At 37.6% G+C, this 16,542-nt stretch carries 14 protein-coding genes, 1 riboswitch and 1 other annotated feature; of the genes, 4 read left to right on the top strand and 10 right to left on the bottom strand.

Annotated features, from left to right (window positions below; all coding sequences use genetic code 11):
- Positions 1 to 82: 82 nt before the first annotated feature.
- Positions 83 to 298, bottom strand: a binding site (T-box leader).
- A gap of 68 nt (positions 299 to 366) precedes the next feature.
- From corA to AO843_RS00650, 3 genes are all read right to left on the bottom strand, one after another.
- Positions 367 to 1,332 (bottom strand): magnesium/cobalt transporter CorA, encoded by a 966-nt coding sequence (corA, locus tag AO843_RS00660; RefSeq protein WP_054609234.1) that lies wholly within the window; start codon positions 1,330 to 1,332, stop codon positions 367 to 369.
- 246 nt (positions 1,333 to 1,578) lie between these two features.
- Positions 1,579 to 1,744: riboswitch (M-box (ykoK) riboswitch) on the bottom strand.
- Positions 1,745 to 1,799: 55 nt separating this feature from the next.
- Positions 1,800 to 3,233 carry a 4-hydroxyphenylacetate 3-monooxygenase, oxygenase component gene (gene hpaB, locus AO843_RS00655; RefSeq protein WP_054609233.1) on the bottom strand — a complete coding sequence of 478 codons (1,434 nt, stop codon included), beginning with the start codon at positions 3,231 to 3,233 and terminating at the stop codon, positions 1,800 to 1,802.
- A gap of 125 nt (positions 3,234 to 3,358) precedes the next feature.
- Positions 3,359 to 5,791, bottom strand: coding sequence for an SF1B family DNA helicase RecD2 (locus AO843_RS00650; protein ID WP_054609232.1), 2,433 nt, complete (start codon positions 5,789 to 5,791; stop codon positions 3,359 to 3,361).
- Positions 5,792 to 5,979: 188 nt separating this feature from the next.
- Between AO843_RS00650 and hisA the strand changes: the two genes are divergently transcribed.
- The 3 genes from hisA to AO843_RS00635 all read left to right on the top strand — a co-directional run bounded on the left by hisA (position 5,980) and on the right by AO843_RS00635 (position 8,033).
- Positions 5,980 to 6,741: a phosphoribosylformimino-5-aminoimidazole carboxamide ribotide isomerase gene (gene hisA / locus AO843_RS00645; protein ID WP_054609231.1), complete on the top strand. Its 762-nt coding sequence runs from the start codon at positions 5,980 to 5,982 to the stop codon at positions 6,739 to 6,741.
- Between the two features lies 1 nt (position 6,742).
- Entirely contained in the window at positions 6,743 to 7,030 is a 288-nt protein-coding gene (locus tag AO843_RS00640) for a hypothetical protein (protein ID WP_054609230.1), read from the top strand.
- A 271-nt stretch (positions 7,031 to 7,301) separates the two neighbouring features.
- Positions 7,302 to 8,033 carry a GTP pyrophosphokinase gene (locus AO843_RS00635; protein ID WP_054609229.1) on the top strand — a complete coding sequence of 244 codons (732 nt, stop codon included), beginning with the start codon at positions 7,302 to 7,304 and terminating at the stop codon, positions 8,031 to 8,033.
- A 95-nt stretch (positions 8,034 to 8,128) separates the two neighbouring features.
- Here AO843_RS00635 and AO843_RS00630 read toward each other — a convergent pair whose 3' ends face one another.
- The 5 genes from AO843_RS00630 to cymR form a co-directional block, all read right to left on the bottom strand.
- Entirely contained in the window at positions 8,129 to 9,571 is a 1,443-nt protein-coding gene (locus AO843_RS00630) for a DHA2 family efflux MFS transporter permease subunit (protein WP_054609392.1), read from the bottom strand.
- Between the two features lie 191 nt (positions 9,572 to 9,762).
- On the bottom strand, positions 9,763 to 10,422 hold the full coding sequence (locus AO843_RS00625; RefSeq protein WP_054609228.1) for a tetratricopeptide repeat protein: 660 nt from the start codon (positions 10,420 to 10,422) through the stop codon (positions 9,763 to 9,765).
- Positions 10,423 to 10,496: 74 nt separating this feature from the next.
- Entirely contained in the window at positions 10,497 to 11,621 is a 1,125-nt protein-coding gene (mnmA, locus tag AO843_RS00620; protein WP_054609227.1) for a tRNA 2-thiouridine(34) synthase MnmA, read from the bottom strand.
- A gap of 75 nt (positions 11,622 to 11,696) precedes the next feature.
- The gene (locus AO843_RS00615; protein ID WP_054609226.1) at positions 11,697 to 12,845 is read right to left on the bottom strand and encodes a cysteine desulfurase family protein; all 1,149 of its coding nucleotides are present in this window, start codon (positions 12,843 to 12,845) and stop codon (positions 11,697 to 11,699) included.
- A 171-nt stretch (positions 12,846 to 13,016) separates the two neighbouring features.
- Complete coding sequence (gene cymR / locus AO843_RS00610; RefSeq protein WP_008181126.1) at positions 13,017 to 13,436, bottom strand: cysteine metabolism transcriptional regulator CymR; 420 nt, start codon at positions 13,434 to 13,436, stop codon at positions 13,017 to 13,019.
- 208 nt (positions 13,437 to 13,644) lie between these two features.
- Between cymR and AO843_RS00605 the strand changes: the two genes are divergently transcribed.
- Positions 13,645 to 14,934: a replication-associated recombination protein A gene (locus AO843_RS00605; RefSeq protein WP_054609225.1), complete on the top strand. Its 1,290-nt coding sequence runs from the start codon at positions 13,645 to 13,647 to the stop codon at positions 14,932 to 14,934.
- Positions 14,935 to 15,018: 84 nt separating this feature from the next.
- Here AO843_RS00605 and AO843_RS00600 read toward each other — a convergent pair whose 3' ends face one another.
- Together AO843_RS00600 and AO843_RS00595 are read right to left on the bottom strand one after the other, a co-directional pair.
- Complete coding sequence (locus tag AO843_RS00600; protein WP_054609224.1) at positions 15,019 to 15,735, bottom strand: hypothetical protein; 717 nt, start codon at positions 15,733 to 15,735, stop codon at positions 15,019 to 15,021.
- 277 nt (positions 15,736 to 16,012) lie between these two features.
- On the bottom strand, positions 16,013 to 16,531 hold the full coding sequence (locus AO843_RS00595; RefSeq protein ID WP_054609223.1) for a hypothetical protein: 519 nt from the start codon (positions 16,529 to 16,531) through the stop codon (positions 16,013 to 16,015).
- Positions 16,532 to 16,542 lie beyond the last annotated feature (11 nt).

Here is a 16,542-nt window from a genome sequence, read left to right as displayed (position 1 = left end):
ATTCCCTGTCAGCAACATTTGGTATCCATCACTATAAATGGAATTCTTTTACTGAAAGAAAATAAAAAAGCCCTCATCCCCAAAAAGGGACGAGGACTTGTCATCTGTCTCGCGGTACCACCCTAGTTGTAAGTAAACGTTCTTACTTACCTCTTTAGCACTTGTAACGTCAGTGAACGGCAGGGATTAGTTGCACTCTGGAGTAGCTTTCGGCATTTGCATTGTGAGGATTTTTTCAGCCAAGAAATCCCTTTCTTTTACACACGCAAATACGTACTTTTTCCATCATCGTTTTTACTTTCTCTAACGAAAATTATAAAAAAAATCTGTTCACCTGTCAATTAGCACTAGTATTGCTAATTGTAACTAGGCAATCATTTTTCTAAAGTATGCCCACATTCCCCAAGTAAATAACACTAAAAAGGCACTAATAGTAATGGTTGTAATAGGTGAATCTTGATAAGGTAAAGGTACATTCATACCAAAGAAGCTAGTAATCACAGATAAAGGTAACATAATTGTCGAAATAACAGTTAACAAGTTCAGCTTTTCAATGGACTTGCCACTGATAATCGAAAAATACGTATCTAGCGTGCTGTTGACTAAGTCTCGATAGGTTTCAGTGGAGTCGACAATGCGTTCAAGATGATCATTTAAATCCTTATAGAACGGTATATTTTCCTCTTGAATATCAAATTTCCATTGGCCATTAATGGTTGAAAAAATTCTTCTTTGAGGCATGATAGCCTGACGAATTAAAATAATTGTCCGTTTTAATGCAAGAAATTCTTCTGTTACTACTTTCGGTTGATAATCGTAAATTTCTTCTTCAAGTTCATCTATACGTGCTCGAATTCGCTCCAATACAGGAAAATACTCGTCTGTAATTCCATCAATAATGGTATGCAATAAAAAGTCAGTGCCCTTTTCCATATATTTCGTACTATTCAAACAAACATTTTCTATGTGGCCTAGCCATTGTAATTTGTGTTTATGGACAGTAACAACATAGTTTGGTCCCATAAAAATATTTAACTCGACCGTTGTAATTTCATTGTTACTTTTTTCATTGTAGATTGGCGCATGGAAAACGAAAAATTTATAATCCCCATAACTATCCATTTTCGGGCGCGAGCCTTCATGTAAGCAATCTTCAACTGCTAGTGGATGAAAGCCAAATACATCTGCTATATTATTTAATTCATTATGACTGTACGCATATAAATCCACCCATAATAAATCCTCGTTATGAATGGGAAGTCTTAAATCTTTCATGTTGAAATCATGTTGGACTGTATTGCTATTGTGATCGAAATAGTGAATTTTAATCATGATACTTCACCTCGTGTTTTATTATTAGAGGAACAAAAGGCTTTCTTTTAATGCCTTCTGTCTGTGTCGGCGATAAGAAACGACGACTCTCTCAATACTTTCTGACTACCTTCATCATACTTATTCGGCTCAGGACTACTATCCATTTCTCATCACCTTCCTTTCATAACAAAAACACGCCTTCTACGAATGAAGGCGTGTTGAATACACATATCAAAAAATAGCAATAAAAAATCTTTGCATGTTTGTTACCTTCAAACGTTGAGTTTTAGCACTATGCGGCATAGGAATATGTCCAGCTACGTTAAAAAACACCTTATTTCGATGATTTCTGTTGACCCATTGGCGTCTCTCGACATTTTTGGGTAGTAGCGTATCTCCAGCATAGGAGCCTCACCTAACGAAGGGAATCTTATTTTTTTATTCCTATAAATAATAACGGATAGTTTCACAACTGTCAAACTTAATCAATCATTTTTCAGAAAGTCTTCTACCCTCTGCACTAAATGCTCGCGCCTATAGGATTGATAGAGCAGGCTTGATAAACGAACTGGGTCTCCAAAGAAAAACCGCTCATACAGCGTTTGCCTAGTGCCGAAACTACTCATCGTTAAATCCCAAGCTAATCGAAATTTTTTAACACGTTCTTCGCCTTTATCTTGAAATGATTGCAGATAGTGATCAAGATCCCCATCATCAGCTGCAAAAGCTTTTGCGCTCGGTATGGACATTAATCCACTTGCTCCCAGTTGCTGGATGATTTCTGTAAAGGTAGGATATACTTTTGGGAAGATATGAATAGCGACCTGTAATGTCGATAGGTCTGGTCTTATAAAGCCAAACGAATCCCTTTGTGCCTCAATTTCTGATTTTAATTGTAAAGCTTTTATCGTTTCTAAAGCCACAATTACATCTACCACTTTTTGATGGACGTGTTGGAAATCCCCGATATTAATCGTATCTACAATCGATTGGACAACCCCTAGGACGAATTCTGTCTTTGCTATTTGACGAGTCAGTACATGATGCAAACTATATGCCTGGAAGCCACTAACATTCATAAATTGATTGGCCACTTCCACATTTTCGTAGTAAAATACCCGCTCCCATGGGACAACTACATCATCAAAAACAACAATCGAATCCATTTCTTCAAAACGAGCACTTAAAGGATTATCAAACGTAGAGTCTCCACAGACAAAGGATTGCCGACATAAAAACTTTAAGCCCTTTGTGTTACTCGGTATAGAAAAGCCAAAACTTTTTCCTTCATCATAGCCATTTGTTGATAGAACAAGAAGTTCATCCGTTATTCCTCCCTGTGTGGCTAATAATCTCGCTCCTTTAATGACTAAGCCTTCGCCCGTTTTTGCAACTATTTTGGCAGCTATGATTACTTCTTCATCTTCATAGTAATAACGCTTGCGGTTTACTTGCGGTTCTATAAAGGTATGTGTCATGGAGATATCATTTTCACGGGCATATTCATAAAACTTCAGCAAATGGTCTGGAAAACAATTTGGCTTATCTTTCAAAAAGTCTGATGCTGATGCCAAAGCCATCAATGTCGTATTCATGTAGTCAGGGCTTCTCCCCATCATACCGTGTGTTAGTAAAGCCCATTCTCTGGCGGCTAAACGTCGATTTATGAGATCTTCTGGAGTCATTACTTGAAGGAAAGACATGCCAACTCTCTGTTTGCTAGTTGGCGATTCATATGTCATTTTTTCAAGAAACGAATCTTGATGTTGAAAATCAAAGAGCTTTGCCTGACTTTGCATGATCCCCTTAAATGCAGGATGCTCTGACACTTTATTAGTCACAACTTCCCCGTCAATCGAAATATACGTTTTTAAAGCATCAATACGTTCAATATACTGCTGTCCTGAAATTATTGGCATGTTGTCACCCCTAAACATTCCCTATGTTTTTGTACTCATCTAGTATATGAAATGTCCAAATATTAGGTGACGATATGACGAATTAGAAAAACCCGATCAGAACGAAATCTAATCGGGTACATCCTTTAATCATCCAAAAAATCATATGGGGAGACTTGCTCCATACCAATCATTGGATGAATATATGGTGCTGTTTCTACTGTTAATTTAGGTTCAATAACAGCCGATTCTTGTACAATTTCATTTTCTACTGGAACTGCCTCGACTTCAATAATTACTTCATTGATATCCATTGGATTTAGTCGTGCGCGTAAAGATGTGAAACGCTGTAGATCGTCAGTACGCTGTAAGCCATCTGCAAGGACATCTGGTTCACCACATAAAATCAAAAAGTTTTTGGCTCGCGTAATCCCAGTGTATAAAAGATTACGACGCAACATTTTTGAATACCCTTTTACAACAGGCATAATGACAGTCTGAAACTCTGATCCTTGAGATTTATGAATGGAACAACAGTAAGCTAATGTTAGTTGATTCAAATCACTACGCTGATAAGTTACTTCTATTCCATCAAATGAAACGACAAGTAAATCCTGTTTTTCTATCGTTTCCTTTGCCTTAATAATACTAATGACTTCCCCCATATCCCCATTAAAAACATTACTTTCTGGTTGATTCACTAACTGTAGGACTTTATCTTTTATTCGATAAGTTACGTCTCCAAAGACAAGTTCTTTTCTTGTCCCTGTATCATTAGGGTTGATAAGCTCTTGGATCATTTTATTTAAATTATCAATGCCCGCAGGTCCTTTATACATGGGAGCTAGTACTTGAATATTACGAATTTCTTGACCTTTAGCAACAGCACTTTTTACCACCTGCGTCACAACATTTCCAACCTGATCGACGGAAGCTTTTATAAACGAACGATCAGTAGTTTTGGATGTTAAATCCTTGGGGATTGTCCCCTTTTTAATTTGATGGGCTAGTTCAATAATTGTAGAGCCCTCTGCTTGACGGTAAACATCTGTCAATTCCACAGTCGGAAGTTGCTTGGATGCTAATAAATCCTTTAACACCTGTCCTGGTCCTACAGGTGGTAACTGGTCCTGATCCCCCACAAAGACAACCTGTACTTCCTCATGTAAAGCTTTAAGTAACTGATGGGCTAGCCATGTATCCACCATTGACATTTCATCCACTATAATAAGCTTACCTGTTACCTCTCGTTCAGTCTCTTCCTCTTTTTCTTGACCTGTAAACCCGAGTAAACGATGAATAGTCATAGCAGGTAGTTCGGTGGATTCAGCTAAGCGCTTGGCAGCTCGTCCAGTGGGTGCGCAAAGGATGATGGGAAAAGGCTCTTCTTTTTGAGCATATTCTTTTGGATTTAATGACAAGCCATGTAGCTTCGCATAGACTTCAACAACTCCGCGTACAACAGTCGTTTTACCAGTTCCAGGTCCTCCCGTTAAAATCATCACTGCTGAATTTAGCGCCTGTTCAATAGCATTTGCTTGCGTTTCAGCATAGGTCACATTAAGTAGTTCCTCAGTTTCACCAATCGCTTTGCGGATCTCATCTTTGCTAAAATGCTCAGCCTTGCTATTTCGCTCAATAAGCGTCAAAATTTTTGAGGCAATTCCTACCTCTGAAAAATAAAGAGATGGTAAATATAATCTTGTTTCTTCCCCACAAATTTTCCCATCTTCACGTAGTTCGATACATGCTTTTGAGATGTCCTCAAACGGAATTTCCTGTCGTTGGCTTTGTTCAAGCATTTCCTTTACGAGTGGTAAAACATGCTCCGCATCTAGATAGACATGCCCGTCAGATAAAGCGGCAGTATTTAAATTATGGAGAATCGCTGCTTTGACACGATCAGGATGGTTTCCGGTAATCCCTAATTTCGCACCAAGCTCATCCGCTCGAAAGAATCCTACCCCTTCCACATCTTCTATCAAGCGATATGGATTTTCTGTTAATAATTCAACGGCCTCTGTTCGATAGGTTTGATAGATCTTCATTCCAAGCTGTGGACCAAAGCCCCACTCATTCAACTGGATCATTACACGTTCTAAACCTAGGTTTTGCTCAATCGTGCGATGGATCACTTCTTTTTTTTCAGCGGATAAACGTGGGACAGCGTCAAGTGCACTTGGATCTTCCAAAATAAGACGTAATGCATTAGCACCTAATTTTTCAACAATGGTTTCAGCTGTTTTTCTCCCGATTCCTACAAATAAGTCACTGGATAAATAATGAATTATTCCTTGTTCAGTAGCGGGTACCTCTTTTGTAAATGTCTCGATTTGAAATTGAGCACCATATTTAGGATGCTGTTTTAAAATGCCCGTAAAACGGTATTGTTCATCCATTTGTAACGGCGGAAAATACCCAACAACGATAATTTCTTTATCTTCATATTGTAAGTTTGTCTCTTGAATTTTCACACGCACAATGGAATACATATTTTGTGTGTTATGAAAAATAGAGACGATTGGACGTCCGAGTATAAAAAATTTATTGAGTTCAAATAAATCGGGATGATCGGTCATGTTCGGTCCGTCCTTTCTAATTGTTTTCAATCTTTTCATTTTACCATATACATATCATTATTTCGTTGATAAATTATTTCCCCTTCGTTATTTTTACATTATTTCGACAAATGATAATTCTCTGCTTTTACCCATATTTCCATGCTATGATAAATAAGAAATAGTTGCACGAAAGGATCGTGAAGTTATTGGAATTTAGACCTTGCATCGATTTACATGATGGCAAAGTAAAACAAATTGTAGGAAGTACTTTAGGTTATTCAAATCAATCAGTCGTTGAGAATTTTACTTCTAGTTTTGACTCTAGCTACTATGCACAAATGTTTGCGCAAGATCACATAACAGGTGGACACGTCATCATGCTTGGCCCAGGAAATGAAGATGCTGCTTTAGCCGCATTAGCTGCATTTCCTCAAGGTTTACAAATTGGTGGTGGTATTACTGCTGCGAATGCCAAAAAATATATTGATGCTGGTGCTTCACATGTCATTGTCACTTCCTATATCTTTCATGATGGTCAGCTTGATTTAGAACGCTTAAAAAACTTAAACGAATTAATCGGTAAAGAACATCTTGTCATTGATCTCAGTTGCAGGATGAAAGATGGCAAATGGTTTGTTGTGACTGATAAATGGACAAAATTTAGTCATTTTGAAGTCAATGCAGCATCTATCCAGTATATTGAAAATTTTTGTGATGAACTTTTAATTCATGCAGTCGATGTGGAAGGAAAAAAGGGTGGCATGCAGGAAAATTTGGTACGGGATCTTGCTGCCTGGACTTCTATTCCAACAACCTATGCAGGTGGCGTTCGTTCACTGGAAGACTTAGAAATGTTTAACCAATTAGCCAGCGGAAAACTTCATGTCACTATCGGGAGTGCTCTGTCCATTTTTGGAGGAGATCTACCCTACACAGATGTAGTAAAATATTGCAAAAAGGCGGGATAATATGAACCTCATCTATAAAAATTACGTATTTCCATTTCAAGAAACAAATTTAGAACGTATCATTGATGGTAAGTATTTTAAAGTGAATAAAAAAGATCATTCTCTTGCTATCCATGTTCAACTCGATAATGAACAAATGTTACTAGAGTTTTCAAAATCATTAAAGGCTACTTGTGGTTTCCTACGCGATCAAGAAACAGAGCCCTATATCGGGACTTATATTGACCTACAAGTATTTGTGGATGAGTTTAATAAACGTTATAACTTAAATGCGGAAATTATTAGTTAAGACAAAGGGGCATTTTCCCCCTTTGTTTGTGACACTTCTCTCAATCTCCTTAATCTAATCCTTTCAATCCTTCCTACCTTTCCGAAACCTTTTACCTCTTATGATAGTTATATATAATGTAGAAAAGCTCCATTATTATAAAAAACTATTTTACTATTTAAATCTCGCCAATAATTGGTTGCTATTTTATTGAGATAAATGACAATTCTACATAAAATGAGTAGTGGAAAATAAATATGTGTCCACAGACATAGGGGAAAGGATTTAAACTATGAAAACCGAACTCGAAGTAAACTCTTTAAAATCATTTCAAACAGAGTTAACACGCTTCTTTTTAGCCTATAAATTTGCATTACAGGAAGTGGAAACGAAAATCAATATTCTGCAAGAAGAATTTAAGCTGATTCATGAATATAATCCAATAGAGCATATTTCAACACGTGTAAAATCACCGAAAAGCATTTTAACAAAGATGTTGAAAAAAGAACTTCCTCCAACGATGGAAGGTGTTCGCGAAAACATTCGTGATATAGCAGGTGCTCGTATTACTTGTTCATTTGTCGAGGATATTTATAAAGTCAGTGCCATGTTACAGGCACAACATGACATTGAGGTTGTAGAGGTGAAGGATTATATTGCTAAACCTAAAGAAAATGGTTATCAAAGCTTGCACCTTATTATAAAAATTCCAATTTTCATGTCAGACCATATGGAAAAGGTGTATACAGAGATTCAAATTCGGACAATTGCGATGGACTTTTGGGCAAGCTTAGAACATAAAATTTATTATAAATATAATAAAGAAGTACCTGAACATATTCGGGTTGAATTAAAAGAAGCCGCACTACAAGCCGCTGAGTTAGATCGAAAAATGGAGCGACTAAATAAAGAAATCAATATATTAAAAGAAAATGAGGCCGAGCCTTCTTTGTTAGATAGTACACCTATATCTCAGCTAGCTAAATATTTTGCACAACTCCCTACCATTAACAATAATGATTAAGTAATTTTAGAATATTTTAGACGAAAAAAATCCACCTAGCTTCCTACAGGAACGATAAAAGTTCCTCACAGGAAAAGAAGGTGGATTTTTTTTGTTTAAGCTTTGTCTTTGGATTTCGTTGCAATAAAGAAGGATAGAATAAGGGCACAACTGGCAAAAACTAAGGTAGTTATATAAACAAAGCTTACACCATCAGCAATTGTTACCTTTAAAAAGATGATTTCTTCTATGCTAAAGCCGCCTTTTGCAAACTCTCCATTAAGCTGAATTTCTCCCTTCCCTAATGAAGCCATTTTTTCACTCGTTGCAAGGTTAAAAATCATCCCAAATAGTGCTGCACCGACCGCTTGGCTAAATGTATTGGTAAAGGAATTGAGACCAATAGAAATACCCAGTTGCTTCGGATCAGCCACCTTTTGAATGGAAATCATTAACATTGGCATGATAAAGCCCATACCCAGCCCGATTAATGATGAACCGAGATATACGCTGATATCGCTGGAACCTGAAGATAGTTTTGCAAGCATTATCGTTCCTGTAACCAATAAAATCGTACCCATTTGGATAATTCGTTTATTTGTTAAACGTCCGATTAAGTAACCTGCCATAATGGAATTCATCGTCCAGAATATAGACATTGGTGTTAAAAGTAGGCCAGCTTGTGTGGCATTTTTCCCAAGAACACTTTGTGCATATATCGGAATATAAACCGTTACACCAATCACAATAGACATCGTGGTTAATGTTAGTGAATTAATCACCATTAAGCGGCCATTTTTAAACAGTGTTAACGGAATAATCGGCTCTTCTGCTCGTAGCTCCACCCATATAAAAATGCCTAAAAATGCCACCGCAACACCATACATAAGGAGCGATTGACTTGATAACCAAGCTTGTGTTTTACTGTTTTCAATAATTACATATAGTAGCGAAACCATTCCGACAGTAAATAATCCAGCGCCTAAGTAATCAATTTTACGCTTCACTGCTTCTACCTGCTCTTTATAATGTTTAACAATTAGATAAATAGAAGCTAAGCCAAAGGGTACGTTAATGAAAAATATAAAGTGCCATGACACTTGGTCAACAATAAAACCCCCAAATAGTGGACCAACCACGCCAGATACGCCCCATACCATACTTAAATAGCTTTGTCCTTTAGCACGTGCTTTTTCAGTCGTAAATAATTCTCCGACCATTGTTAATGTAATAGGTAAAATCGATCCTGCGCCAATCCCCTGAATTGCGCGGAAGACAATTAATTGCTCCATCGATTGCGCTAACCCACATAACATGGAACCAATTAAAAAAATTATGATACCGGTAATAATCATCCGTTTGCGCCCAAATAAGTCGGCTAACTTACCGAAGATAATCGCAGCGATAGCAGAAGCTAGTAAATAAGCGGAATAAATCCAGCTTATTAAATCTACGCCTAACAAATCAGCTGTAATACTTGGAATAGCTGTACTAACAATCGTTCCTTCAATTGCAGCAAGCGCTGTTACAAGTAATAGTGCAATAAATACTTTATTCATCATGTCACCTATTCCTTTCCTGCATGACATACACTAACAAGTTTAACCTGAAAATAAAAGAGAAAGAGATAAATTTTACAAAAAAATATTTAATGGTAATAATATTTTGAACCATGAACTGCCAAAACCCTACTATATAACTACATGAAAAAGCAGCAAGTTTGTCAATTGACACTTGCTGCTTTTAGCTATTAGTTAAATCGCTGGGCAATCATATCATAAATATAACGTGCTTGATCGTATTCAGGCTGTAATGTAAAGGCTTGTTTCAAATGATACATTGCATCTTCTGTTTGCTCTGTTGACACTGCATACAATACGCCTAAATTATAGTGTGCATCTGCATTATTCCAGTCCTGCTCGATTAAAAGATCCAGTTCCTTCTTCCCTTGCTCAAACATTTCTAGTGCACACAGCACAATTGCATAGGCTAAACGGATCTGTGTATCTTCAGGAGCAATTTCAACGGCCCTTTGTAAATAAGGCAATGCTAATTTTGAATTTTCCATACGCTCAAAGCATTTCCCCATCATATAGTACACATCTGCACCTTCAATATTATGCTTGAGTGCTTGTTCGTAAAGCTTCACAGCTTCAGCATAGCGCTCCGCATTGTAATAGAGGTTTGCTAACCCGTAATAAGCGGTAGCCGCTGTTTCATCAACAGTTATAGCCTTTTGGAAAAAACGCTCTGCCCGTTCTATATCCTCTAAGACAGCTAATAGATTTCCGAAGTTAACATAACCAATGGCATTTTCGGGCTCATCTTCTATCGCCTTTGTAAATAGTTGGGCAGCCTCTTCGTAACGCTTATCTTGAAATGCTTGAATGCCCTGTTCATTATAATTCACTATTTCATCACCTCTATGTAGCGAAAGACTGCTTCCATGAAGCCAAGTGGCAATAAAAGCAGTCTAAACGCAAGTTATCCAACATATGTTAGCTTTTCGTTACTTTTAAAGACTTCATCAATCGTTCCGCCACCAATACATTCTTCTCCATCATAGAGAACTACCGCTTGTCCTGGAGTAATTGCACGGACAGGCTCAGCAAATGTAATATGTGTACGACCATCTGCTAATATCTCCACTTCTACCGGTGTATCAGTTTGACGATAGCGGAATTTTGCTGTACAAGAAAATTTCCCGGGCAATTTTTTTGTCGAAGTATAGTTCATTTTTACAGCGGATAAAGAAGTAGAATATAAATGTTCATTGTCAAAGCCTTGTCCAACAAGTAGAACATTACGCTCTAGGTCTTTCCCTAACACAAACCATGGCTCACCGTCTCCACCAATACCAAGACCGTGTCGTTGCCCAAGTGTATAATACATTAAACCGTCGTGTTTTCCCATGACTAAACCATCCATAGTCTCCATATTACCTGGTTGCGCTGGTAAAAACTGGCTCAAAAATTCTTTAAAATTACGTTCGCCTATAAAACAAATCCCTGTTGAATCTTTTTTCTTCGCTGTTGCCAGACCTGCTTCTTCGGCAATTTTACGCACTTCTTTTTTCTCAATGTCGCCAATTGGGAACATAACATGTGCCAATTGCTCCTGTGATAGTTGATTTAAAAAGTATGTTTGATCTTTATTGTCATCAACACCGCGTAACATTTGCACTTCACCATCACCACTACGATCAATACGTGCATAGTGACCAGTCGCTAAATAATCTGCGCCAAGGCTCATGGCATGATCTAGAAATGCTTTGAATTTAATTTCTTTGTTGCACATCACATCAGGATTTGGCGTACGTCCTGCCTTATATTCTTCTAAAAAGTATGTGAAAACTTTATCCCAGTATTGTTTCTCAAAATTCACAGCATAATATGGGATGCCAATTTGATTACATACTTTTATTACATCATCATAATCTTCTGTTGCTGTACAAACACCATTTTCGTCAGTATCATCCCAGTTTTTCATAAAGATCCCGATTACTTCATACCCTTGTTGTTTTAACAAGTATGCAGCCACCGACGAATCTACCCCACCAGACATGCCGACAACAACGCGAATTTGAGAGGGGTCACGTGTTTCTTTCATTGTGGTCACCTTTTCTTTTATCTATTTACAGTTAGTGCTTCCAAAATTGTAGAAACCTAACATGTTCTTCGCAAATTACTTTTTAGCTAGTTTTTGCACAATTTGTGCCGTTTTTTCAGCTGCGTCTCGTATATCTTTTTCCGTTAAATCCTGACCAAAGCTAAATCGGATCGAGTTTCGTAATTCCTCGGCACCTTGTCCAAACATTGCAACTAACACATGTGATGGATCAATCGACCCAGCGGTACATGCAGAACCACTAGATACACAGATTCCTGCCATATCAAGATTCACTAAAAACGATTCTACTTCCATGCCCTCAAAGCTGATATTTAAAACATGTGGCAATGACTGCTCTTTATCACCATTAACATGGAACGCTAATTTTTCCTGTGAAAAAACATCCAGCATAATTTGCTTAAAGTGATTGTATAGTGAACGCTTTTCTTCACGCAACTTATTTGCAACTTGTACAGCCATTGAAAAGCCAATAATTGCAGGTATATTTTCAGTTCCTGCACGACGTTTTTTCTCTTGTGCGCCCCCTAAAGCATAACTAGCTAAAGGAGCTCCAGCCTTTTGGTAAAGGAAGCCAATTCCTTTAGGACCATTAATTTTATGGGCAGACACACTCAATAAATCAACCTTTAATTGACCAACATCAATTGGTTCTAAACCATAAGCCTGAACTGCATCTGTATGGAAAGTAGCTTGATGTCCTTGTAATAGCTCGCCAATGTCAGCAATCGGCTGAATAGTACCGATTTCATTATTGCCATACATAATTGTCACTAAAATCGTATCTTCACGAAGCGCTTTTTGGACATCCTCAATCGCTACACGCCCCGACTTATCCACTGGTAAATAGGTCACTTCAAAGCCATCTCGTTCAAGTTTTTCACATGTATGTAACACCGCATGATGCTCTACTTGTGTTGTAATGATGTGCTTCCCTTCTTTAGCCCGGGCATAAACAGTACCTAAAATAGCCATATTATCAGCTTCCGTACCACCACTTGTGAAGATAATCTCTCCCGCTTGAGCACCAATGGACTTCGCTAATATGTCACGAGCATCATCGAGATATTTACGCGCCTCTCGACCTGCTCCATGTATACTGGATGCGTTGCCAAATACCTGTTGCATGGCAGTCGTCATCGCTTCTATAACTTGGCCATTCATCGGTGAAGTGGCCGCATGATCGAGATAAATATATGAATTCATGTTGAAAACTCCTTTTTGATAAAAAGCGCTGGACCCCACATCTTTTATCATATGCTTATCAAAAACATTCAGCGTGAAGTCCAATACACACAGCTGTGCGATAGATTTCACCTTTTATTTTCAACCAAAATATGATAAATGGATGGGGAGCAGCGCTTTAGCCTAAACATTTTAAATATAGAACATATAGCCTTCTGCTACATTTTCTTCTGTGTATTGTGCTAAATCTTCAATTGTCGTTGTATCTAACACATTTTTTACGGCGTCACGAATGCGTAACCATAACTCTCGTTGTGGTGCCTCCTCGTTTTCAATACCCTCTACTGGTTGGATTGGCCCTTCTAGTACACTAATAACATGGGCTGCAGAAATTTCGCTCGGTGGATTCGCTAGCATATAACCACCATAAGCGCCACGTACACTTTTTACTAAGCCTGAATTACGAAGCGGTGACACTAATTGCTCTAAATATGCCTCTGAAAGCTCTTTTTCAGCAGCAATTTTACGTAAAGGGATAGGACCCTCTCCGTAATGCTTTGCTAATTCAATCATAATCGTAAGCCCATAACGGCCCTTTGTTGAAATTTTCATTTTATCACCCTCAATTAGTCTAGTCAAAATTACTACCAACAGTATATCATAATCTCCTCTTGATGAACTCGGAAATACACCTAGAAGGATATGATATACTAAATAATGCGATTCAACATCGTTCAGCAATCCTATATCAGCGCTTTTTTTAAGTGCATATAAATGGATGAATTAAAAATAACAACAACAGCTGAAAGGGGGATTTAATTTGCACAATGAACCACTGGCTTTTCGAATGCGTCCTTTAACACTTGATGAAATTGTAGGGCATCAAGATTTTATTGGTCCAAACACAGCTCTTTATAAAATGATCCAAAATGAACATGTCCCTTCCATGTTACTTTACGGAGAACCTGGCATTGGCAAAACTTCTATAGCAAATGCGATTGCAGGAAGCTCTCAGCTCCCTTTCTTCGCACTCAACGCAACACGAGCTGGTAAAAAAGATGTTGAAGATATTGTACAAGAAGCCAGAGTCTCAGGAAAAGTCCTTCTTTTTTTGGATGAAATTCATCGCTTCAATAAATTACAGCAAGATACTTTGCTTCCACATGTTGAAAATGGCTCGATTGTGCTAATTGGTGCAACAACAGAAAATCCTTACCACGATGTCAATCCAGCTATTCGTTCACGCTGTGGTGAGATTTATCAACTAAAACGGTTAACAAAGGAAAATTTAATTGAGCTTATAGAAAAAGCACTTGCGGATGAAAAACGCGGTCTAGCTAAATATCATTTTGCCTTAACAGATTCTCAAATTGAGCTCATTGCTGAGGCAGCTAACGGAGATGCCCGAAAAGCATTGACTTTGTTAGAATCCATTTATTATGCAAGTGATGAAGTAGATGGACAAACGATTGCAGCCGATCATATCATTGAACACCTTATTAGTCGCATCGGTGTATATGGTGATAAAAAAGGCTCGCATTTTTATAATTTACTTTCTGCCCTACAGAAATCTGTACGTGGCAGTGATACTAATGCCGCACTATATTATTTAGCGCATTTATTAGAAACTGGTGATTTAGTTGCTGTCAGCAGACGTTTACTTGTCATGGCGTATGAAGATATTGGTCTTGCTAACCCTGAGGTAGGTCCCCATATGTTAGCGGCTATACAAGCAGCAGAACGTCTTGGATTACCAGAGGCACGTATCCCACTAGCAAGTGTAGTAATTGAAATGTGTTTAGCTTCAAAATCTAATTCAGCTATTGCTGCGATCGATGAGGCGATAAAAGCGATTCATGCAGGTAAAACGGGTGATATTCCTCATCATTTGCGTGATGCTCATTATGCAGGTGCAAAAGATCTAGGACATGTCGGTTATCAGTATCCGCATAACACCCCAATCGGAACATTTGGTGGTTGGATAGATCAGCAATACTTACCAGATGAGCTTGTAGGAACCGAGTTTTATAAACCAGTGATTGCAGGTGAAGAAAAACGTATGGCTAGCATCTACGAAAAGCTTAAATCTTTTCATCAACATAAAAAATAGTTCCCTAAGCAAAGTCACTACTTCTAGCGATAGAGGTGACTTTGCTTTTTTAAGACAAAAAAACAGGATAGACTGCCCCGACAATCATCCTGAATTGCTAGCATTATAGGTTGTGTATCGTTCTTTATAAAAACGTTGCAACGTCTCCGCTACATTTCGAAGAAAAGGCAAAATAGATTCTTTCCCACCTTCTTCATTTTCCTTGCTATGCAAAAAAACAATCAAATTATAAGATTGATACAACAAGCTGGCGAACTCTTGACAGTTTTCTCGCACCTCAAAGCGAATAGCTTTTACAGCAATTGCTTGAGCAATCTTTTGTTCTCTTGTTTCAGGAGTTTGTTCATTCCGTACTTCATCATCTGTCACTCTATATAACAGCTTTAATGCACCATAGACCTCTTGATTGTCACTAAAACGATCTTTCAACCACTGTAAAACAAATTGTAACAGGATAACCGCATAAATAAGGGAAAGACATTCATCACCACGTGATTTTTTTGCTAAGCGCTGAAAATACTCTGCCTGGGTTACTAATTCAAAAAGAATTAAACGAATGGGGTACAGCATGGCATGGTCGCTATTGATATATATTTTTTCTGAATCCTTGTACATAGCCAGCCAAATATCTTTGACCAATGAAATGGATTTCCGTGTAGAGAGCGCTAATTGGCATTGAATAAGCTCATGCTCAATCGTCGGTTGGAGTAGTCGTCGAAATAAATGTTCTTCTTCCTCACTGACTAGTAAAAGTGGTTTTTCCAAATTCGTCAAATCTATTTCAGTACCATTTACAATCATTGCCTAGCCCCCTTTCAACCTGTACTTACAGTGTCAAATATAGTGTACACAACAATTACCTGTTTTTAACTATAATTCGACAAAAAAGAAGAAATACCTTTTAAGAATATGTACCTTTTACTTTCTAAATATAAAAAAGAACCCACGAGACTTAAATAGGCAAGTAAAATCTGTTTTTCTAACACCAAACATTGTAGAAAAACAAGAAATAACTACAGAAGTCACGTAGATTCTTGTTGTATAGTCTATTTTCTGAAAATAGAGTGCCTAAAATTGTCTAGACAATCAGTTCATGATCAACAAATAATTTAAACTGTTGAAGACATTGCTTCACATCACCTTTTTGTACAAGCACATCATTACGCAATGTAGTCACTTTTTCTTTATCCTCTACAACTTCAGTCATGAGGGCAAATATATCTGTTAACAATTGCTCATTTTCTTCTTGTTCAATACTAGGCAAAGAAGAGGCCGCTATATTTAATAACTTCTCAACTTTTTCAGGCGTCTTTTGCAAAGCATTGGATGAATAATACATTGAAGCAGCTAAAAAATAACACAACTTGGCACTACAGTCTATAAACAAATGCCAATAAGTATTTGCACTTGGAATCTCCCCTGCTCGATTATCGAGATATTCCTTATAAAAAGTTGTCACTTGTGTATATAAAGGATTTAATTCTCGCATCGCTTTCGGATAATTATCAGAAGTGTCTAAGTAATCAAATACAATGGCATTCATTTTCTCTTGAAGTTTGACAATATCTAAATGATCACGAATAATTTGAATTTCCATTTTCCCACTCT

Origin of the sequence: Lysinibacillus sp. ZYM-1, assembly GCF_001308875.1 — a bacterium.
GTDB lineage: Bacteria > Bacillota > Bacilli > Bacillales_A > Planococcaceae > Lysinibacillus.
Note: the sequence above shows the minus strand (reverse complement) of the source record. Positions and strands in the feature narration are given on the sequence as shown.

What these genes read in the sequence shown, in the direction of transcription:
- corA (WP_054609234.1), bottom strand. Translation starts at nt 1,332, where the DNA reads ATGATTAAAATTCACTATTTCGATCACAATAGCAATACAGTCCAACAT.
- hpaB (WP_054609233.1), bottom strand. Translation starts at nt 3,233, where the DNA reads ATGCCAATAATTTCAGGACAGCAGTATATTGAACGTATTGATGCTTTA.
- AO843_RS00650 (WP_054609232.1), bottom strand. Translation starts at nt 5,791, where the DNA reads ATGACCGATCATCCCGATTTATTTGAACTCAATAAATTTTTTATACTC.
- AO843_RS00640 (WP_054609230.1), top strand. Translation starts at nt 6,743, where the DNA reads ATGAACCTCATCTATAAAAATTACGTATTTCCATTTCAAGAAACAAAT.
- AO843_RS00635 (WP_054609229.1), top strand. Translation starts at nt 7,302, where the DNA reads ATGAAAACCGAACTCGAAGTAAACTCTTTAAAATCATTTCAAACAGAG.
- AO843_RS00630 (WP_054609392.1), bottom strand. Translation starts at nt 9,571, where the DNA reads ATGAATAAAGTATTTATTGCACTATTACTTGTAACAGCGCTTGCTGCA.
- mnmA (WP_054609227.1), bottom strand. Translation starts at nt 11,621, where the DNA reads ATGAAAGAAACACGTGACCCCTCTCAAATTCGCGTTGTTGTCGGCATG.
- AO843_RS00615 (WP_054609226.1), bottom strand. Translation starts at nt 12,845, where the DNA reads ATGAATTCATATATTTATCTCGATCATGCGGCCACTTCACCGATGAAT.
- cymR (WP_008181126.1), bottom strand. Translation starts at nt 13,436, where the DNA reads ATGAAAATTTCAACAAAGGGCCGTTATGGGCTTACGATTATGATTGAA.
- AO843_RS00600 (WP_054609224.1), bottom strand. Translation starts at nt 15,735, where the DNA reads ATGATTGTAAATGGTACTGAAATAGATTTGACGAATTTGGAAAAACCA.
- AO843_RS00595 (WP_054609223.1), bottom strand. Translation starts at nt 16,531, where the DNA reads ATGGAAATTCAAATTATTCGTGATCATTTAGATATTGTCAAACTTCAA.